Source organism: Candidatus Tisiphia endosymbiont of Temnostethus pusillus (genome assembly GCF_964264675.1).
In the GTDB taxonomy this organism is placed as follows: Bacteria; Pseudomonadota; Alphaproteobacteria; order Rickettsiales; family Rickettsiaceae; genus Tisiphia.
This window is the reverse complement of the sequence record NZ_OZ183472.1, coordinates 774985-797107: the sequence shown is the minus strand read 5'-3', so window position 1 is coordinate 797107 and position 22123 is coordinate 774985. Positions and strand designations below refer to the sequence as shown.

Genomic DNA, 22123 nt, shown 5'->3' with positions numbered 1-22123 from the left:
GTGACCTAAAGATTGAAGCTGCCCCATTACTCATGTACGTTACGCTGCTCGACTTTGCTACTGCCTAGCTCTTCCTGAAGTTATATACTCTTCTGCTCTGAAGAATTGTTTATCATGGATTCGCATGCGTGACTATACTATATGCACGTTCCGCTTGCTCACCATTCATTTTCAAATCCAATTCTTCAAATCATTTAAGTATACTATCGTCTATCAATTCTTGAAATCATAGCAGTATATCACCTCGGGAAAATGAATTTTCAATTTACGCAGCGAGCTTATCTCTCAATACTTCAATTAATTTATTAATTGCTTCGTCAGGATTTATATTCTCAAGAATTGCAAGCTCCCCAGCTAGCCTATTTAAGGCTGATTCATAAATAGTCCTTTCACTATAAGATCGGTCACTATCAACATTCTTATAGAGATCTCGTACCACTTCTGCTACAGATACTACATTACCAGAATTTATTTTACCCTCATATTCTTGTGCTCTTCTACTCCACATCCTATTACCTTGCTTAGCTTTACCCTGAAGCGTTGAATATATTACAGCTAAATCAGTTTTACTAACAAGTTTTCTAAGACCCGAAATAGCAGCTCTGTTTACCGGTACTTTCAAAGTCATTTTGTCTTGAGGGAATGATATTACATAAACCTTAATATCAGTACCAGCTATGATTTGGTGTTCTACATTTACTATCTCTCCAACTCCATGAGATGGATATACAATTCTTTCTCCTACTTTAAATTCAGACGATGTTGACATGCTTACTCCTTTCCATTATAAAAACTTAGACCATGGTCAATTGATTTGAATTTGTGTCAGTGAGTTGCAAATAATTAAATCATAAATATAGATATTTTGCAAATCACAATACTAAAGATAACACTCCCTAAATATACTTGAATGTGACTCCAAATTAGATTTGAAAATGAGGAGAGAACACACTAGACGTACATACGGTACGGGAGTCCTTGATATTTTCAAATAACAATTCTTCGAAACAGAATTAGTATACAATACAGACTAATTTTACTCTGTGGTAGTATAGCATATTTTAGAAGGATAACAAAGTATAAGTTATAAAAAAATATTACCCTACCTAAAACAAAAGAAAAATAAGTTGCCTTTTGCTCTAATATTGGTTAGTATCTCAGCTCTTTAGGCTAGGTAGCAAAGTGGTAATGCCGTGGACTGCAAATCCTCAATGCGCCGGTTCGATTCCGGCCCTGGCCTCCATTAAAACAAACTGTACGTAATATGGTAGAGTTTATCGAACAATTCCTAGAAATGATGATAGCGGAGCGTGGTGTAGCTAATAATTCCGTACTTGGCTACAAAGGTGATCTGTTAGATTTCCAGAAATTTTTATCACAGAATAAATTGTTAGAGCTGAATATTAAAGCTGAAAATATTAGAGACTGGATAGAATATTTGGCAGGAAATGGCTTGCAGGCAAGATCAATCAACCGGAAGATATCCACTATAAAAAACTATTATGAATTTTTAATTAGCGAAAAGCATACCAATTATAATCCTGTTTTGATGGTAGATTTACCAAGATATCAAGCTAAACTTCCTTCTACATTATCAATTGATAAAATCAAAGATTTACTTTTCTATTGCAATCAAGACAAAAACCCTGATTCCATACGCCTAAAAGCAATGATTCATTTATTATATGCAAGTGGGTTACGTGTTTCTGAGCTTGTCAGTATAAGGTTAACTGATATTTTAGTAAATCAAATGTCCCAAAATATTAGAAAAATATTTTCAATAATCGGTAAAGGTAATAAAGAAAGAATGGTGATAATCAATGAACAGGCTACCATGAGTTTGTCTGATTATTTAACTATTCGTAGTAAATTTATAAGCAAAAAACACCCTAAAAGTCAAATTTATTTATTTTGCTCTTCTTCAACTAATGGTCATATGACTAGGCAGAATTTCGCAATTCTGTTAAAACAAGCATCTATTAAGGCTGGGCTAGACCCAAGTAATATCTCCCCACATACTTTACGTCACAGTTTTGCAAGCCATTTGTTAGAAGGCGGTGCAGATCTTAGGGTAATTCAAGAACTACTTGGACATGCTGATATTAGTACTACCCAAATTTATACACATATACAAACAAAGCATCTAAAACAGGCTTTAGATCATCATCCGCTTAAATTATCTACACTCAAATGATGTAAAGAATTAGAGCGTAAAACAAGGGGTGAATGAGCATTTTCTAAAATAGCAATTTATAGTTTAATCCTCCTTTTTTTCTGAATTCTTTGTAATATCACTATTATCTTCTATATCAGAATCTACTTTAGGGTCTGTATCAGGTATGTCGTCAGGGTTTGCATCATATGGAGCTTGATATTTGGCAACACATATATCCAACACATTAAATAAGGGTGTATTATATAATGTTCCTTTGTCATTATGCCCAAATCTTGTAATGTCTTCACCCCAACCCTTACTATCCACTTGAGCTCCGTACTTAAGTAATATTTCTACTGCCTGATATTTAGCGTTCAATGCGGCTTCATGTAAAGCTGTCCTTTTTTCATAACCTAGCACATCTACCGTGGCACTAGACTTAATTAATAACTCTATTGTAAACCCTTCTTTTGCCGCTATATATAATGGAGTTCTGCCATTTATATCTTTGGCATTAATATTAAAGTTAGGCGACTTTAACATTCTGCGTACTAACTCAATATTTCCCATCTTAACTATATCATATTTTTCCTACCCACTAAGCATATTTATAAAAAAATTTATACAACATAGGTTAGAAAATATGCATCTTTTTAAAAATAAAAAGCAATAAATGCTTTAAATAGTCAGAATTTTAGTTTATAATAACTTTATAATTAAAATATCATGGTTTATTATGGAAGATGTTAATAACTATTGGGATAATTCAAAATACCAGTATTGTGCATATGCTGAGAGGTTGCTTAATGAATTAATTTTGCTAAATACAAAAGTAAAGCAACCAATAGACATGTATGAAGTCAAAAAAGGCATCTACTATGCTAAAAAATATCATGGCAGCCAAATGAGGCAGTCTGGTGAGCCTTATTACTCGCATCCCATTGAAGTGGCTTATATGCTTGCCCAGTACACAGCACTAGAACTTCCACAATATTTCAGAACAGACATGATTGTGACTGCATTACTACACGATACCATTGAGGATACACACCTGACCGAAAAGATGATTGCTTACATCTTTGGCAGTCAAGTGGCTAGTCAAGTAGAAGACCTGACCAGGGTCAAGCCTCATGGCAAGATTAGCTCGGCAGAAACACTAGATTTATTAATTCAGCAAAAAAAACATGATGTAGCACTGATTAAACTTTTTGATCGGATTCACAATTTAGAAACTGTTGGTGTAAAATCTCCAGAAAAGATTAAGAAGATTGTAGAGGAAACTTTTAAAAGTTTTATAACTGTCAGCATGTATTATAAAACAACACAACTAGAAAATATACTAACTGCTTTATGTTACAAACATTTATCAATTACTGCATGCCCCTTAGATTCTACAACAATTAGCCGACATAAATACCAGCTTCCTTCTCTAACTTTTGAAAATGACACAAACCAAAAGCAAATCCGAGATTTATTGGAATCATAATAATTAATAATCCCCACTGACCAAAATATTTTGTTAAAAAGATAATACCAAAAGAGGTAATAACAGTCATAAAAGCACGTGCTACAGCCATAATAACACTGCTGTAAGTGTAACGTTTAAAAACTGGAAAATGTCTAAAAAATATTGAATGAGCTGGTACACTATCAAGAGGAATCAGTACAAGGACAGCTTGAAATAAAAATAAGTAAAATGGCTCAGTTATATTGTTCAAAATATAAGGGGAAAACAGCATTAAAATAGAAGATATTGCTAATTTTATTTTTAGAATTTTCAGTGGATATATCCTATAACTTAAATAACTTATAAATAACACACCAGCCAACTGTATAATTGAAACAATAAAATTTTGGTGTATTACTTGTTCTGCACTATAGCCAAAAGAACTTTTTAGAAGATTGCTTGAATGTATATAAGCAAAATAAAAAGATATCGGCCAAGCACACTTTATTATAAATAAATATAACACTGATTTTTTATTAACTATTTCATTAACAATTGGATTATTATGTAATTCTTTTATATCAATATTAGCTTTCTCATATTTCCTTTTTAGTCGAAGTTTCGCATTGACAAACTCAGGTGTTTCCCTAAGAGCGGTTCTAGCAACCCCACCAACCAAAGCAATTACTGCTCCTATCCAAAAAGCAATACGCCAATTCAATCCATAAGATGTAACAAGCGAAGCCATGGCTAAAGCACCTGTTCCACCAATAACAGAAGCAATGTCAATAAAAGTTACTACTGGATATTGTATGGGAGGTTTTATAGTTTCTGTTAAATAAAGTTCTGCTCCTACTACTTCGCCTACTGATGACATGCCCTGTAATATACGGCATACGGTAATTAATATAGAAGCGGCAATGCCAATTTGGGCATAAGTTGGAACATTGGCCATTATTACACATGAAATTGCCATCATAATAGTGGTAATAATAACTGTTGCTTTACGTCCTACTCTATCCCCGATATAACCAAAAATTAATGCTCCAATTGGACGGAAAATAAAAGTAGAACAAAAGGCAAAAGCTGTCAGTATAGATGCAGCAAAAGCTTCATATTTAGGAAAAAATAACTCATTTAGTAATACGGCTAAATGCACATAAAGCATCAGATCAAAATACTCCAAAAATGTACCGATTGAAAGTAATCCAACTGCTTCTTTTTGTTCTTTAGTGAGGCTTCTTTGTTCTTGCTGATATCCTATCATTTATTCACCTTAATATATTTATTAATATTAATAGATATTGATGATTTGGTTGAACGATAGCAAGAAAATTATAATATCGAAAATTGAAATAATAAATCTTGGTTGTAACAATATCACAATTCTATAAACATAATTAGAAGGGGGAAAAGAGATATTTGGTAAAAATATAGGCTTAGATCAAAGGATGTTAAATATCAGAACTAATATAGTTATGCGAGTAGAATATTGGACATTGTTTATATATGAAAAAATAATTAATTTTTTTATTAAAAATTAATTTGACTATTATTTTAGAATTGATTCTAATTAAAATATGGTAACATAAATCAACCTAATAGCATGGTAAAATATAAAATGGTTGATAATTTTGATTATGGGGATAAAGGTAACGGGAAGGAAGAAGACAAGGTAAGTCTTGATCTGTTTAAGAGTGCAGTTTAGGAATATTTAAGAAGGATGCTACACGAGTCTATACCGATGTTTTTTCAGAAGCAAGGCAATGGGTTAATGCTATTAAGACAATCACCACAAAATATCCTAACAAGAATGCAGAAATTTCTGTGTCTGCTGCAGTTTGGGCTGATAAACAATTAGAATCGCATTGTTAACAATTTATTTAACGAATGTTTAGGTCCTGCTATGCCAATTATTTATAAACATTTTCCTGTATTTAAACGTTTCACCTGTGCTAGCATTATATTCGCTATATCACGTACTTTCGTATCCGTTATTACTGCTTTTGGCTTCACTTATCTTGTTAACCATTTTGGCTATTGGGGATTATGGGTTATTATGATCCCTACAATTGTGGGGTTCGCATACGGGCTATTACATTTTGAAAAGTTGGAGAAAGTGGCGAATTATCCATAGAATTTTGATGATTATGTTGGTCAAGCTGCTGTATGGATAAATTTTTATAACATAATGCAGTTAAGTCTTGTGTTATTGTTGGTATTTTTAAATGCATAGCAATGATTATAAAATTTTTTACGGTTTCTTCAATAATCTTCCTAGCTTTTTCAGGTGATTTAACTCCTAGAGTTTGTAAGTTGTGAACTCGGTCAAATAATTTAATCAATGCCACATCATATTTTTCTTGTTGAAGTAATATATCTAATGTTTCTGCCGAGCTAATCTTCCCGTGAGACTTGTTCCTGCTTAAGTCTTCTACTTGACTAGCAACCTGCTCCCCAAAGATATAGGCAATCATCTTTTTGGTAAGTTTTGTATCCTCAATGGTGTCATGCAATATGCTGGTAACAAGAATGTCAGTGCGGTAAAGATAATCAGAGATCATATACGCCACCTCTAGTGGATGAGAGTAATAAGGCTCGCCTGACTGCCTCATTTGACTGCCATGATATTTCTTGGCGTAATAAATAGCCTTTTTAACCTCATCAATATCTATTGACCGGTTTATTTTCTCATTCATCTTACGTAATTTGTCCAGTAACCTAGTAGCATATTGACAAGGTGCATACTTTGAGTTGTCCCAATAATTAATATCTTCTTCCATAAAAACCATAAATATTTTTTATATTCAATTTATAGATTAAACTAAAATATAAATTATTACCAAGGATTTTTTATCTATTTTTAAAAAAGATGAATGTTTTTGCATTTTGTTGTTGTATAAATAGACAGTTACTCCCTTTATGTTCACTTATCCTATATTGTGTAAATGAGAAATCTAGTAAATTTATCGTGTCCCATCTCGCTACATAACAAATCAGATAAACCAGTAGCTGTTGCATAGCTATTTTGACAAATTAAATAGTCTGTATAAATATCTAGTGTTTTGTGCATTCTAATCAATCTTTACTTATAGAATTATTATATCCAAACTTGCATTTTTATCCACCTTTTCTTCTCACTACGTAAAGTGAGTTATTCACCTAAAATTATTCCCCCTACCATAACTTCATTAAAAATTTCATTCCAACGTATTTTATGCTCGTATTTAATAGCTCTATCAACCTCTACTAACGAAACATATTTGTCTACAAAATTTGATGTATCTTGTAATAAGCGTAAATAGTATTTTATTGTGTCAATAATACCATTCACGATAACCTGACAGCCATGTAAGATTTTAATTTTTTGAATTATGTCATTAATAGCATCAAATTCTGATGCGGTTAACTTTAAATTTGATAAAATGTAATATCTTTGAATTTTAGTAATCCGAAATTTGTCAAATGCAATTTGCACGGTCTCTTTAGTGATTAGCCTATTCCACTTAACCTCTATAACTTCAAGAACTTGATTGTTTTTATCAAATACTTCAATATCCCCTACAGCACCACTTCGTAGATCAGATGATGTATGACTTTCAAGTTGAGCCAATTTACATGAATTAAATCTTTTAATCTCATCAATAAAACATTTATATATTGCTAATACTGGCAACCTACTTGCTCCAAAACCATCTTTGTATTTATACGAAAAATGCTTTTCAAGAATATAAATTGCATTAGCAATCGTTATCTCCGTTGGACGAACTAGATTAATCAGCTTCTTTTCCCTTTGAATTAAAAGTTGCTTAAAAATATACTTAAGAGTTACCTCTGCTGAATATTTATTAACTTCTAATTCATTGAGAATTAATAAGAAGGCTTCGGCTACTTCTTTTGGTGATATTCTTCCCTTGTAGTCTAATATATATGGATAAGGTTGCTCAAGAGAACGAGTTAGCCAACCACTTTCAGACATTGATGGAAATTCATATTTTCTTAAAAATGGAGTAATATATTTTGTATCAAAGCTTCTACCAGAATATCCATTTTTCATACTTGATTGATGGTATCTAACATCCTGAGAAGGATGAAAATACTTGTATACTACACTTGTAATTAGAACTGTTAGCACCCCCTTACTACGCTCTGAATTATCAGATATAATATCCAATCTACTTTTAATACTATCTTCTATAAAGAAATCAGACTCAATAGAAACTTTTTCCAAGATAGCAGCTAATTCTTTTCCATATTCCATAATAAACTCAATAAATCACAGTAATTGTTCAACTATCGCTTCTCCTATAATTCTTACCTTTGGAATGCATACAGAATTTCCAACTTGTTTATATAACTCAGATATTGGAGATTTTAGTTTATAGTTCTCAGGAAATCCCATAATTTTAAAACACTCATTTATTGTTAGTTTTCTTACACGTCCATTATCGAGTAATATCCAATAACGCCCCGAAGTTTCTTGCGATGATAACGTTGGATGCGTACCTTCAATTGAATATATTCTGTTTGGTTGTTTGTGAACTCTAGATAAATGCTCAGTTCCCTCCCTAACTCCTGTAGTTCTTATCTTTTTATTCCTATATCCACAAAATATTAAACCACTTTGTTGTCTAGTTGGATTATCTATAATTTTATATTCATTTGATTCTAGAAATTCAAAATCCCCTTCTTGATCCAAAATATCATGAATTTTTATACTTTTTTGTTTTTGAAGCTTAGAAAAATCAAACTTACCGTTTAAACTTGCAATAATAATTAATCTTTCTCTATTTTGCGGAACTCCAAAATTTTTTGCATTTAGTATATTGTAAGAAATGTTATAGCCTATCTTATTAAGGTTTGATATGATGTGTTGCAATGTCTCACCATTGTTATGATGTAATAAATGCTTCACATTCTCTAGCATTACAACTTTAGGCTTTAAATGACTTACGATATTAAATATTGATTCAATTACACTTGCACGTTCATCTTTTAATCCCATTTTTTTACCTGAAATACTAAAGGGTTGACAAGGAAATCCTGCACATAAAACATCACACTTTGGTATATCATTTGGATCTATTGTTTTGATATCTCCAGCTGGAGTTTCTCCAAAATTTTCTTGATACATTTTTTGGCAATGTTCATTTATTTCGCATGAAAAAAGACACTTTCCACCTATTGATTGCAACGCAATCCTAAAACCTCCTATTCCAGCAAATAAATCAATGAAAGAAAATTTGTACATTTGTAAATCAGTTTTTATAAACTTTATATTAAACAACTTAGCCATAACTCAATATATAATTTTTATACTCTATCGTCTATCAACTCTTGAAATCATAGCAGTATATTTATTTTTCCATATTAACCTTATCACTTATCCCCCTCCTCTAATTCCTTATGATATAATTTATAATATTCGGCTTTATTGTCTATAAGCTGCGAATGAGTTCCTTGTTCAAATATCATACCAGATTTCATAACAACTATGTGATCAACGTCCTTAATACTCGATAAACGATGGGTTATAATTAAGGTAGTCTTACCTTTGCGAAGATTTACTAAAGAATTTAAAATTAATCGCTCAGAATTTTGGTCTAACGAACTTGTTGCCTCATCCCAAACTAAAATTGCTGCCGGCTTCAAAAATGCTCTGGCTATCGCTAAACGTTGACGCTGCCCACCTGAAAGTGTTGTACCTTGGTTGCCAATCATCGTATCATAGCCAAATGGAAGGTGCGAAATAAATTCATCAGCATCAGCATATTTTGCCGCGGTAATAATTTCACTGTGAGTAGCATTTGGATTACCATAAGCAATATTTTCTGCAACGCTAGTGTCAAATAATGTAGTATCTTGCGTTACTAAAGAGATTTGCCGTCTTAAAGAGTCAATTTTTATGTCTTTAATATCGTAATCATCAATTAAAATTTGCCCACTAGTTGGGTTATAAAATCTTACTAATAAATTAGATAATGAAGTTTTGCCGCTACCAGAACGCCCTACAATAGCTGTAGTTTTTCCTTGCATTAATTTTAAATTAATTTTCTTTAAAGCTACTTTATCATTAAATTTTAGCTCGACATTGTGAAAAATTATTTGCGGATTAACTAATTGAACATTTTGAGCATTTACACTATCTTTAATAATAGGCTCAGTATCTAGAACATTAAAAACTCTTTTTGTTGCAGCAATACCCTCTTGTAAATTTACATTTAAAGAAACCAAGCTTTTAAAAGGTCTATAAGCTGTAACAAAAGCTGCGATAAAAGCAAAAAATGCTCCTGGAGTAGTTTTTCCTTCTATGATTAATAATCCACCATACCAAATAAGCCCTCCAACTGTAATACCACTTAATATTTCCATAATTGGTGAGACTAATGCATCCAATTTTGCAGTTTTCTTTAGAAAACGTAAAATATTACTAGAGAGCAATGAAGCTCGATTGCTTTCAATTTTCTCTCCTAAGAAAGACTTAACAATTTTAATTGACTGAAAAGTTTCATCTAACCTAGAAGTATAATTAGCTAATTCCTCTTGCGCTTGTCCTGATATTTTACGAATTTTTCTCCCTAATTTCTGTATTGGATAAATTGCTGCTGGAAATGCTAGAAATACTATACAGGATAACCTAGGTTCTAACTTAAACATCACTATAATAAGGCCTACTACTGTCAAAAAATATTTCGCACATCCTACTAGTAAATTTGACACAGCACCACGCATCATGGCAATATCGTTAGTAAAGCGTGATATTAAACGCCCTGATGATTGAGATTGAATAAAGAGAGTATCGGCAAATAATAGATGTTCATACATTTTAATTTGTAAATCAGTTAGAATTCTCTGACCGATAAATTTAACTAAATAACTTGAATAATATTCAGCTATCCCTTTAATAGTATATGTTATTACTATCATTAACGGCAAAAATAATAACATTTGACGATTGCCTGTTAAAAATATTTGATCAACAGTTGGTCGCACTAAATCAACGATACAAGCGGTACACACAGCCGTAATTACCATACAAAATACCGCCATGCCGATCTGTTTTAGATAAGGTCTTACATGATCAACTATTAACCTTCTTAAAGTATTATAGGCACTATAGTCATAATTTATTAGGTTATGTTTTTTTTGCAAAATTCTCTCCTTAGATCTAGTGGTTTGTTATAACGTTTGTACTATACAGAAAAATTACTGTACTGAACAATATTAGTAATAATAGCATAAAAAATCCTAGCACTAAGTATATTGCATTAAAATATTGCCATAATAACATACAAAAAAATGGTGTTGTCGATGAAAGTATCATACCGCCAAGTGAATGGGATAGACTACACATTCTTGCCCTAATATTAGTTATAAACATAGATTGGACAATAATTTGTAATGGCACTACGTAAAATGGGGCAAGTCCGATAAGCATTACTGGAAAGTAAATTACCGAGATTTTTTTATATAGTAAAAATTGTACAATAATTATCACTAACAAACTTAATGATAATGCGAGGATGATTTGTTTTTTAGGGTAAAATCTATCAGCTAAAAAACCAGACAATACTGACATAATAGCGTAAATGCTTATTAAAGCTATATTGATAATTTGTGATTGATTGCTATCCATAATTAATGCACTTTTTACAGCAAATACTCCCCAAAAATAAATTAGAAAATGGTAAATACCTCCTATGCAACCACTTATTAATATTGCTATGAAAAATCTGCCAAATGAATTTTTTATAATCTTTCCTAAATCAAAAAAGTTATAATCTATAGATTTATGATCCTTTCTAGACTTTAGAAACTCCTCACTTTCACGAAAATAGTGCCTTAGACTTATGATACATAAACCAAAGATTCCACCAATAATAAAATTTATCCGCCATAAATGAGATATTTGTTCAAACTTTGTTGAAAAATGATAAATTGCTGCAGCAAGCAATGCCCCAACCTGAGTACAAAATGACACGATACCATAAGTATAATTTTTGTGCCTCCTACCCACCTTTTCTACAACATAAATTTTTATTGCATCACTTTCCCCTGCAAAACTCATTAAAAATGTCATACGACAAAATATTAAAATTATTGTAGCATACATACCAATTTTATCAAAATTAGGGGTTAATCCTATAAGAATTGTAGAGATAGTAGCCAAAAATACTGAGATTTTAACTGATACAACTCTACCATATTTATCACTGATAAGACCAAAAATGATCGAGCCTATGGGACGAGCTATTACAACTATGCTGAATATAGCAAAAAATAATAATATCTGCCTATCATTTGATCCTAGAGGTAAAAAATTCTTGGACAGAACTGCTGCTGAGAGACCAAAAAGAGCATAATCATAATAACGCACAATTGTTGTAAAAAAAGCAATTAGGAATGCCGGTCTTGTCATACATCTATATCTATTATGTTTTTCATGGTATACTCCTCACTGCCCATATAGTAGCTAAAGTAATCATTGCAATGTAAATTCCTATAGATATAGAAGAACCAGTAAAATGCCAGAGAGCTATACATATTGAGGGAGTAAATCTTCCAAATATTGAAGTACCTATAGCATCACCAATACTAACCAACATATATTTATCTGAACCATGGAATAGACTATTAAGCCAATAATTTAGTGGGCATAAGAAAGTTACCCCTAATGTAATAATCCACAAACGGACAAAATTAATATACCATAAGGAAGCGTCAGACATATATAACCATAATGGTACTATGCTAATAAATAAAATGCTAGTACTGATGATCATTACATTTGTAGGACGATATTTCTTAACCAAAGACCCTATTATTGGAATCATTGCTGCATCCATAATTAATAAGATTGTATTAAACGTCATCATCCTCTCCAAAGATATAGAGGTAATAAGAGGTATAAAACTATTCATCACGACAAAAGGTATCACATATGTCATATAGGAAAAGCCACTAACTATAGACACACGCAGAATATTGCACTTATTATTCAATATCACATTTGATATATAGCTAACAAAGTCATTGCAAGCAAGAGTAAGCCCATGAAGCAATCCATTCCTCATTTTTCTAGATTTTTTCATTGCTACTAAAGTAGCTTCTTGCAATGACGTTTGTGAATTTGGCATAATGTTAGTCAAGTTAGCTATATAGGATTCTTGTTCTATTGCTCTTTGAGATATATTGGAATAACGTCTAAGATAAACCCCTACAATCCCTGTACTCCCTCCTAATATGAAACATAAACGCCAATATTCATGATGATTAGAACTAATCAGAATTGTACTAACAAAAGAGGCAATAATAAGTCCAAACATTGTTGATAACTCGTATAGATAGGATGCTTTCACTCCTTGAGTTTGCGTCTTATTTTCTACAATATACAATTTGGCAATACAATGTTCTCCTTCACCAAAAATTGCTAACATCATTCGAATAATGAGCAGCATCAATGGTGAGAACCAGCCAATCATTTGATAAGTTGGTATAACTCCTATTAACATAGTAGTAACAGCAACGCCTATTAATGAATAGGATAGAGCCAAAGCTGCTCCTCGTTTTTTTACAATTATACTAAAAATTATTGCCCCAATTGGTCTAGTAATTATTGAAGTTGCTAGTACGCTATAAGTTAAGATCAAAGCAACTATAGGATCGTCTTTGGGGAAAAAGATTATTGATAAAATTGGAGCAAGAAAACTATAAATAGCCGTATCAAAATGATCTAGACTATTACCTATTAAAATTGATAAATCTTTCTTTTTCATGAGAAACCCTAAATTTCTTATCAAAAAATTATCTACTAGCTTTACATGGGCTACTATATACTGCTATGATTTCAAGAATTGGTATACTCTCAAATGATTTAAGTATATACGTGGTAAACATACACATAAAAACTAATTAGGCTATATTTAAATTGCAAAAATTATTTGACTATTTAAAAATTACCTCTCAGATTGAACCTAATATTTTATGTTGTGATTCTAGACTAGTTAAATCAACTAGTCTATTCTTCGCCATTAAAGGAGCAAGTTCGGATGGTAATAAGTTTATTGATGATGTAATAAACAAAGGAGTAAAATTCATTATTACCGATGATGCTGAAAGTTTAAAAAACCCTAACATTATCGCTAATGGTGTACATATAACGCTTGTAAGTGATGCACGGGTGGCGCTAAGCCAAGCTGCTAATATTCTCTACCCTTTATTACCACAATATATGGTAGCTGCTACTGGTACTAACGGTAAAACCTCGGTAGTATCCTATTGTAGGCAACTATACACATTACTAGGAGTACCCAGCTGTTCTATCGGGACCATTGGCGTAGAATCTTCGGGTGGTTTGGATTTAACAAGCATCCAAGAAATTTTAGACGAATCCCCGGCTCTTACTACTCCTGATCCTGTAACTTTCAGGCATATTCTACATAAGCTAGCTGAGAATGGCACAAAATATCTAGCTTTTGAGGCTTCTAGCCATGGTCTAGAACAACAAAGATTACTTGGTATAAAAGTAGATGCTGCCTGCTTTACTAGTTTTAGTCAAGATCATCTTGACTATCATAAGAATATGGATAATTATCTTTTAGCCAAGCTAAGATTATTTACAGATAATTTATCGCAGACAGGAGTTGCTGTACTAAACTCGGAAATAGAACAATTAGATTATATCAAAAGTTATTTACAGGAACGTAATATAAAATTCTTAACCGTTGGTATGAATGGTGATCTGAAAATTATCGACAGGACAATTTGTACTTATAACAGGCAGAAATATAATTTTACTACCGATATAGTTGGTAGTTTTCAAGCAACCAACTTGCTGATTGCCGTTATGATGGTGCATTTGACTGGCTTTCCTTTTGAACAAGTCATATCGAAATTACCACAAATTAAAGCAGTTAAAGGGCGTTTAGAGAGAGTAGCTAATAGCAATATTTTTATAGACTATGCTCACACTCCAGATGCCTTAGAAAAAAGCTTGCTAGAACTAAAAAAAATAAAATTAAATAAGGGGTTATTGAAAGTAATTTTTGGTTGTGGCGGGAATAGAGATAGTGGTAAAAGAGCATTAATGGGGCAAGTTGCGGCACAAATTGCCAATGAGGTTATTATCACTGATGATAATCCGAGGAACGAAGAGCCAAAATTCATACGGCAGCAAATTATACAAGCTATTATAGCTATCACTAATAGTTTTATAGAAATAAATAATAGAAAAATTGCAATTATTGAAACAATAAATAATCTACAAGAAGATGATATTTTGCTGATTGCCGGCAAAGGTCACGAAAATTATCAAATAATCGGTAATAAAAAACTACCCTTTAGCGATTTCGATATAGCCAAGGAAGCTCTACAAAGCAGAAAAAGATTTTGAATTAAAAAATATCAAATAATAATAAAATTATATGCAAATTTTTAGAATATTCTTAGTCTCCTTCTATATAATTCTACCATCCTTATTAACTATACATTCTGTATATGCCACTCCATTTAACCATCCAGAAACATGGAAAAAAGTTGATATCTCAAAATTACTTAAAACATCTACAATACACCATATAGAACCTATGAGAAAGTTTCTCACAGAGAAAGGTAAAAAAGCGGAATTCAATGGAGAAGTTTTTTTAGTTACTTTAGATGATCAGGTAAAAGCTGTATTTAAAAAATTACCTGCAGATGATTTAGGAGATGCACAAGCTGAAGTAGCAGCGTATCAAGCTTCTCTAATTCTAGGTTTCCCTCATATTCCTCCAACGGTAATGCGTAAAATTAATGGAATGACAGGGTCTTTGCAACTTTACATTGATACTAAAATTGATCCTTTAGTACCTGAAGAGTATGAAAAAGCTCTTCAAGAGGTTCCCATAGAAGATCAAATGAACCTACGAACTTTTTACTTTATTTTTGGGCAGTGGGATTCTGGATCACATAATTTATTAATATTTAAAGATATTAATAAAACATATTTTATTGCCATAGATAATTCAGGAATTCGTAATCGCCAATATGTTAAGCTTGGTGAACTTCCCTTTGTTAGAGTGCTGTATAGTGATAAATTAAATACCAATGATTGGGACAAACCATTTCCTTTTGATAAAGCAGAGGTTATTGATCTCCCTAATGAAGAAAAGCTAAAACAAAGATTTAAAAAACAAATACCTCATACCTTTTACAAAAATTTTCAGTCTTATAACAAACCTTTGCGGTTTGTTATTTATCAAAATAACCTATGGCGTCAGTATCATGCATTTGATAACAGTTTTATAATATCTTATCCAACACAATGTTATGATGACACTATAAAAGCTATAAAAAAATTAGACTTACCTCTTCTTAGAAAGATTTTTATAGCAGCAAAAGGTTCTGATTTTTTAAATAATTCTTACCTTAATGCTATATTAGAACGCCGTGATCAGGTTTTAAAGCATTGCCTTAAAATTAAATAAGAGAAATTTCATCCTATAATTTTATTAATTCTGCTTTTTTTGTTAAAGATTCTATGCCATTTAAGTCAGTCGCAGTCACCCATAGTTGTAATCCTAATTCTAGGAAGGAATCAATTAAGTACTGCCTCCTTTTGTTATCAAGATGTACAAAAACCTCATCTAACAGCAAAATAGGCATAGCAATGTTTTCTTTAATAGAATAATTAACTTGGGCAAGTATTATGGCAATGAGCATAGCTTTCTGTTCACCGGTGGAACAGTGTTTAACTAAGGCATTTTTTCCTTTATGAATAACTACAAAATCACTTTTATGCACTCCAAAATTAGTTCTATTAGATATCTTATCACGAGCACGAGATACCACTAACTCATTTTTTATAAAATCAATATCTATTTCAGAATTTTTTAATATTATATCTTCTATCACCCCATTAATTGATAAAATAGCTTTAGGAAAATCATTATCCAAATCTGAGATAGCTTTTTGCATATGTTCTAAAATTTTTAGCCTATTAATAGCGATCTCAATTGATAATTCTGCCATTTTTTCTTCAACCACTCTTAGCCAATTTGTATCCACTTGCTCTTGTGCTAGTATTTTGCTACGTTCATACATATAATATTCGTATTTACTAACTATTCCTGCATGCGATGGATTAAAGTTATAAACAATCCTGTCAAAGAATTTACGTCTATCGCTAATACCGGAAGAAAAAATACCTTCCATTTGGGGTGTAAGCCAAATCATAGCAGAGAACTTACTTAGTTCATTATTTTGTATTTTAACACCGTTAAATTCCGTAAAACGTCTATTAGATTCACGCTTTAAATTCGTTGAAATTTCAACTAAGCCAAGTTTACTGTGTAATAACGCATAAGCTAAGCAATGATCTTCTCCCCTTTGACAAATATCATCTAATTTAGCTGATCTCAAACCCTTACCAGGTGAAAATAGTGATATTGATTCTAAAATGTTAGTTTTTCCACTACCATTCCCCCCTATTAGTATAACAGGATTATTACCAGCACTAATATCTAAATTCTGAAAATTACGATAATTTAGTAATTTTAATTTTTGTAGATAAATATTATGCATAACTTATTTGAAATAGTGAGAAAAAAACCTAATCAATTAAAATCAAAAGCTCTTTTGAATCTAAACATATACTGCTATACTCAAATGATTTGAAGAATTGGATTTGAAAATGAATAGTGAGCATGCTAGGTGTACATATAGTATAATTACGCATGCGAATCCATGATATTTTCAAAAAACAATTCTTCAAAGCAGAAGAGTATATAATTTCAAGAGTGGGTAGACGATAATAACTTCAAGAAGAGCTAGCTGTGCGTTGTGATATTTAGGGTACGATGACCTTAATTCTTGAAGTTCTATACCCTTCGCCTTTCAAGTGTTGGCGTTGTGGTACGATGGGACTTCGCGTAGGAACAACGGTTTGACTACGCCTAGCCAACTCTTGAAATTCATCGGGTATACCTGAGTATATACTCAAATCTAATTCAAACAACTAAAATATATCCATGACTTTATCCATGTCTTTAGAAGAATTTCGCCATAAATATAATTATGATCAATCAAAAAAGATGATGCAACAATATTTAGACATCAAATTTGCTAATCTTGATTGTCTTCTATTGTTTAGAATGGGTGATTTTTATGAAATGTTTTTTGATGATGCAGTTCTTGCCAGCCAAGTTTTAGGTATTGCTCTTACCAAAAGAGGGTCTAATGGAGACTCTGAGATTGCTATGTGCGGAGTACCCCATCATGCTCTTGAGACATATTTAAATAAATTAATTGAAGAAAATTACAAAGTTGCTATTTGTGATCAACTAGAAACACCGGAAGAGGCAAAGAAACGTGGTGGCTATAAAGCTGTAGTAAATAGGGATGTAACGCGTATCATCACTCCAGGTACTGTTACTGAGGAATCTTTAATTGATGTTTGTGAACCTAATTATTTGGCAAGTTTAGTTTTACTAAAAAACGGAGCATCAATTTGTTACGTTGACATCTCTACTTCAGAAATTTCAGTTATAGAGATTCCGCAGAATGAGATTATCAACGAACTATCACGTCTTAAGCCTAAAGAGATTTTACTTAGCGAAAATTTGCAAGGAGGACAATTAGCTAATAGTATTCAGCACCAATTACATTTTCGTGTCTCGTATCAAGTTGATAGTTTTTTTGCTCCTAAAAAATGCCATAAAATTATTTTAGATTTTTACAAAATCAATGATCTAAAAGCCATAGGGGAAATATCTGAATGTCAAACAAGTAGTATTGGTAGTATCTTAGAATATTTATCACTAACGCAAAAGCAAAATATACCTTCGCTACCTTTGCCTCGGTTGGTCAATTACCATAATTTTATGATTATTGATTCGGCAACTCGGCGGAATTTGGAAATTACTAATAATTTATTAGGAAAAACCAAGGGTAGTTTACTGGCCACTATTGATCATACAGTTACTAAGGCTGGTAGTCGTTTACTATATCACTTTTTATCTACACCACTAATAGATATTGATGAAATAAATTATCGACAAAATATCACAGAATTTTTTTATTCAAATATTGAACTAGTAGGGAATATTAAAAAGTTACTCAAGAAAACTGGGGATTTAGAACGTTGCTTGGCTAGAATTACCATGAATCGTGGCTGCGGGCGAGATCTGCTAAATATTAAATATACGTTAAATGCTGCACTGGAAATAAAAGGAGCGTTTATTTCCCATTATGGGCTAAATTTGCTAGATTATATAGAGAAGTTAATTAAACCTCTATCTGGAGATGAACAGTTATATTCATTAATAGATCAAGCAATTAGAGAGGATGCACCTAATACTATCAATGAAGGTGGGATAATAAATCATCATTATCATCCTAAAATACAAGAATTATATGACTTAATTAACAATGGCAAAGCCCATGTAGAAAAATTAAAGAATGTATATCGTCTTGATACTGGCATCGACACCCTAAAAATATCTCATAATAATGTCCTTGGATTATTTATTGAAGTTACCCTAAGACATAGTGATAAAATGTACGCATCAAAATTTATTCACCGACAAACAACTTCTAATGCTAGTCGCTATACTACTATTGAATTACAAAAGTTAGAAAGCGATATGGTCAACGCTAGGAGTTTAGCGGTTAGTCTTGAACTAGAATTATATAATAAAATATGCCAGCAAGTTATTGATAAAGCTATATTTTTACGATTACTTAGCTGTTCCTTGAGTCAGCTTGATGTATTTTGTAATTTTGCTTATATTGCTGATGAATATAATTATGTCAAACCTAGATTAAGCAATGATTTGAGTTTTGAGATTATTGAAGGACGACACCCAGTTGTTGAACAAAGTTTATCAAATGATAAAAAAAGCTTTATTCACAATAACTGTACTTTATCGGAAGCTAATAGAATTTGGTTAATTACTGGACCTAATATGTCAGGTAAAAGTACTTTTTTACGGCAAAATGCCCTAATAGCTATATTAGCACAAATTGGTAGTTTTGTGCCGGCTAAAAGTGCCAAAATAGGTATTGTAGACAAGATATTTAGTAGGATAGGTGCAGGGGATGATTTACAAGCAGGGCAATCGACTTTTATGGTGGAAATGCTTGAAACATCAGCTATTTTAGCACAATCTACTAAAAATTCTTTAGTGATACTAGATGAGGTTGGTCGCGGAACTTCCACCTATGATGGTGTATCAATTGCTTTCGCGGTGTTGGAATATATTCATGATAATCTCAAATGTCGATGTTTATTTGCCACGCATTATCATGAATTAACCAGCATGAGTAATTTTTTGCCAGCCTTGCAAAATTATACGGTGGCTATTGAGGAATTAGGGAAAGAAATATTATTTTTGCATAATATTATAGCAGGGATGGCTGATAAATCTTATGGAATTCACGTAGCCTACTTAGCGGGCCTACCGAAATCTGTTATAATTAGGGCGAATGACATTTTAACAAAATTAGAAAAAACCGCAACGTACAAAAGCAAAAATATATTAAACACTGAATCAAATAATTTAAGTTTATTTGACTTACCAGTAGAGAGTAAAAAAGAAATAAAATTTAATAAGTTAGAAGAAGAAATTAATAAAATCGATCCCGATCAACTCTCTCCTAGACAAGCTTTAGAGTTGGTTTATAAATTAAAGAAACTAATTTTTTAAAATAGGGTTGCCTTACATGATAGTACCACTAGAACCCAAACGTTCAGTAAATGGAAAAATTTGGCAACAGCGATCAGTAAACGAGGATGATGTTTCAGAACTTTGTCGTTCTGTAGGAATCAGTGATTTTCTAGCACGGGTTCTATTTCCTCGCTTAGAGAACTTGTCACAAGCTATAGATTTTTTATCACCTAAGCTCAAGAATTTACTGCCAGATCCTTTTCATTTACTTGATATGCAAAAAGCAGTAGATAGGACTATAGAAGCTATTATAAATAAACAGAAAATCTGTATATTTGCTGATTATGACGTTGACGGAGCTACTTCTTCATCACTACTTAAGAATATATTTAGAGATTTAGGGCAAGAAGCTGATATTTATGTTCCAAACCGAATTGCTGAAGGGTATGGACCGACCCCAGCTGCTATGCAGAAAATTAAGGATAATGCTACTGAGCTACTTATTACTGTTGATTGTGGAGCAATGGCACATGAGGCTCTAAAATATGCAGCGCAAGTAAAGCTTGATGTAATAGTTATCGATCATCACATTAGTAGTGATATATTGCCTGACGCTGTTGCAGTTGTTAATCCGAATCGTATTGATGAGACAAGTGAGTATAAATATCTGGCTGCTGTAGGAGTATCATTTTTATTTGCTACCGCCTTATTATCCGAGTTAAAAAAACAAAATTTCTTTACCGATATAGCTTCGTGTTCGATACAAAATAGTGTATATTCAAAATGCCATACTCTACCAAATTTAATGCAATATTTAGACTTAGTCGCACTTGGAACAGTATGCGATGTAATGAAGCTTATTCACTTAAATCGTGCTTTTGTTGCTCAAGGATTAAAAATCCTTGGTCAAAGAAAAAATTTAGGTATGAAGACTTTATGTGATGTTGCTGGTTTAAATGAAAAACCAAACTGTTATCATTTGGGATTTGTCTTGGGGCCTAGGATCAATGCCGGTGGAAGAGTTGGTAAATCATCCTTGGGTGCTAGTCTTTTATCTACCGAATGTGCCATAGAAGCAAATCTACTTGCACAGGAGTTGGAGAAACATAATAATGAGCGAAAAGTAATAGAGCTGATAATGATAGAGGAAGCTACTCAAATAGCTTTAACCCAAGAAAATGATAGTTCATTATTTATAGTTGGTAAAGGGTGGCATCCCGGTGTTATCGGCATTGTCGCTGGCAGATTAAAAGAAAAATTTAATAAACCAGTTGCAGTTATAGCTTTAAATGATGGAATAGGTAAGGCTTCTTGCCGTTCTGTCAAAAATGTTGATTTTGGTAGTAAAATTATCAATGCCAAGACTAAAGAGTTAATTGTAGCTGGTGGTGGGCATGCAATGGCTGCTGGATTTACAGTATTAGAAGAGAAATTACTAGAGTTGCAAGAATTCTTAAATAATGCCTTTAAGATTGATATGAGTAATCAGAATGACCATATTTGTGAGGAATATGATGCGGAACTTACTACAAGTAGTGTAAATTTACCGCTAATGGATGAGCTAAGTAAACTCGAACCATTTGGTCAAGGAAATCATGAGCCAATATTTAAATTCTCTAATCTTTTTGTATTAAAAGCTGACATAGTCGGTGGTAAACATATAAGATGTTTGCTTGCTCCTTCTAAGGAAGCTTTTGGTTCTAAACCGCTGCATGCTATTGCGTTTAATAGTGTATCTAGTCCTATAGAAAATATTTTACTTAATATTAAGTCATATAATATTTCTGTAATTGGTTCATTAAAAATGAACAGTTGGAAAGAGTCTAATACTATTCAATTACAAATAAAGGACTTGATAATATGATATTTGTTAGCTAT

General features: G+C 32.1%; 17 protein-coding genes and 1 tRNA gene. 7 read left to right on the top strand and 11 right to left on the bottom strand.

The genetic code is table 11. The annotated features are described in order from the left end of the window. Positions 1 to 265: 265 nt before the first annotated feature. The gene (locus ACFEL2_RS03855) at positions 266 to 769 is read right to left on the bottom strand and encodes a CarD family transcriptional regulator (RefSeq protein WP_341747377.1); all 504 of its coding nucleotides are present in this window, start codon (positions 767 to 769) and stop codon (positions 266 to 268) included. A gap of 399 nt (positions 770 to 1168) precedes the next feature. Here ACFEL2_RS03855 and ACFEL2_RS03850 point away from each other — a divergent pair. Both ACFEL2_RS03850 and ACFEL2_RS03845 read left to right on the top strand, forming a co-directional pair. Beyond that, positions 1169 to 1243, top strand: a tRNA-Cys gene (locus tag ACFEL2_RS03850). 21 nt (positions 1244 to 1264) lie between these two features. Beyond that, entirely contained in the window at positions 1265 to 2194 is a 930-nt protein-coding gene (locus tag ACFEL2_RS03845; protein WP_341752085.1) for a site-specific tyrosine recombinase XerD, read from the top strand. A gap of 63 nt (positions 2195 to 2257) precedes the next feature. Here the strand turns inward: ACFEL2_RS03845 and ACFEL2_RS03840 are convergent, their stop codons facing one another. Next, complete coding sequence (locus tag ACFEL2_RS03840) at positions 2258 to 2725, bottom strand: ankyrin repeat domain-containing protein (protein WP_341752086.1); 468 nt, start codon at positions 2723 to 2725, stop codon at positions 2258 to 2260. Between the two features lie 166 nt (positions 2726 to 2891). Between ACFEL2_RS03840 and ACFEL2_RS03835 the strand changes: the two genes are divergently transcribed. Then, positions 2892 to 3641, top strand: a complete 750-nt coding sequence (locus ACFEL2_RS03835; protein WP_375332288.1) for an HD domain-containing protein — start codon at positions 2892 to 2894, stop codon at positions 3639 to 3641. Here ACFEL2_RS03835 and ACFEL2_RS03830 read toward each other — a convergent pair. From ACFEL2_RS03830 to ACFEL2_RS03795, 8 genes are all read right to left on the bottom strand, one after another. Beyond that, positions 3556 to 4869, bottom strand: a complete 1314-nt coding sequence (locus ACFEL2_RS03830; protein ID WP_375332287.1) for an MFS transporter — start codon at positions 4867 to 4869, stop codon at positions 3556 to 3558. The two genes, ACFEL2_RS03835 and ACFEL2_RS03830, sit on opposite strands and share 86 nt — an antisense overlap. Positions 4870 to 5668: 799 nt before the next feature. After that, entirely contained in the window at positions 5669 to 6394 is a 726-nt protein-coding gene (locus ACFEL2_RS03825) for an HD domain-containing protein (protein WP_375332286.1), read from the bottom strand. 143 nt (positions 6395 to 6537) lie between these two features. Then, complete coding sequence (locus ACFEL2_RS03820; protein WP_341752090.1) at positions 6538 to 6675, bottom strand: hypothetical protein; 138 nt, start codon at positions 6673 to 6675, stop codon at positions 6538 to 6540. Positions 6676 to 6756: 81 nt separating this feature from the next. Further along, complete coding sequence (locus ACFEL2_RS03815; RefSeq protein ID WP_375332285.1) at positions 6757 to 7863, bottom strand: hypothetical protein; 1107 nt, start codon at positions 7861 to 7863, stop codon at positions 6757 to 6759. A 15-nt stretch (positions 7864 to 7878) separates the two neighbouring features. Further along, entirely contained in the window at positions 7879 to 8898 is a 1020-nt protein-coding gene (locus ACFEL2_RS03810; RefSeq protein ID WP_375332284.1) for a DNA cytosine methyltransferase, read from the bottom strand. Positions 8899 to 8981: 83 nt separating this feature from the next. Beyond that, positions 8982 to 10754 (bottom strand): ABC transporter ATP-binding protein, encoded by a 1773-nt coding sequence (locus ACFEL2_RS03805; protein WP_341752093.1) that lies wholly within the window; start codon positions 10752 to 10754, stop codon positions 8982 to 8984. 16 nt (positions 10755 to 10770) lie between these two features. Beyond that, entirely contained in the window at positions 10771 to 12021 is a 1251-nt protein-coding gene (locus tag ACFEL2_RS03800; protein ID WP_341752094.1) for an MFS transporter, read from the bottom strand. A 22-nt stretch (positions 12022 to 12043) separates the two neighbouring features. Then, complete coding sequence (locus tag ACFEL2_RS03795) at positions 12044 to 13378, bottom strand: MFS transporter (protein WP_341752095.1); 1335 nt, start codon at positions 13376 to 13378, stop codon at positions 12044 to 12046. A gap of 152 nt (positions 13379 to 13530) precedes the next feature. Between ACFEL2_RS03795 and ACFEL2_RS03790 the strand changes: the two genes are divergently transcribed. Continuing rightward, entirely contained in the window at positions 13531 to 14994 is a 1464-nt protein-coding gene (locus tag ACFEL2_RS03790) for a UDP-N-acetylmuramoyl-L-alanyl-D-glutamate--2,6-diaminopimelate ligase (protein ID WP_375332283.1), read from the top strand. Positions 14995 to 15025: 31 nt separating this feature from the next. Beyond that, on the top strand, positions 15026 to 16066 hold the full coding sequence (locus ACFEL2_RS03785; RefSeq protein ID WP_375332282.1) for a hypothetical protein: 1041 nt from the start codon (positions 15026 to 15028) through the stop codon (positions 16064 to 16066). A gap of 13 nt (positions 16067 to 16079) precedes the next feature. On the opposite strand, the gene recF is transcribed toward ACFEL2_RS03785, so the two are convergent. After that, positions 16080 to 17162, bottom strand: a complete 1083-nt coding sequence (gene recF / locus ACFEL2_RS03780; protein WP_375332281.1) for a DNA replication/repair protein RecF — start codon at positions 17160 to 17162, stop codon at positions 16080 to 16082. A 446-nt stretch (positions 17163 to 17608) separates the two neighbouring features. Between recF and mutS the strand changes: the two genes are divergently transcribed. Further along, a complete protein-coding gene (gene mutS, locus ACFEL2_RS03775; protein WP_375332280.1) occupies positions 17609 to 20284 on the top strand; it encodes a DNA mismatch repair protein MutS in 2676 nt (891 codons plus the stop codon). 16 nt (positions 20285 to 20300) lie between these two features. Then, the gene (gene recJ / locus ACFEL2_RS03770) at positions 20301 to 22109 is read left to right on the top strand and encodes a single-stranded-DNA-specific exonuclease RecJ (RefSeq protein ID WP_375332279.1); all 1809 of its coding nucleotides are present in this window, start codon (positions 20301 to 20303) and stop codon (positions 22107 to 22109) included. Positions 22110 to 22123 lie beyond the last annotated feature (14 nt).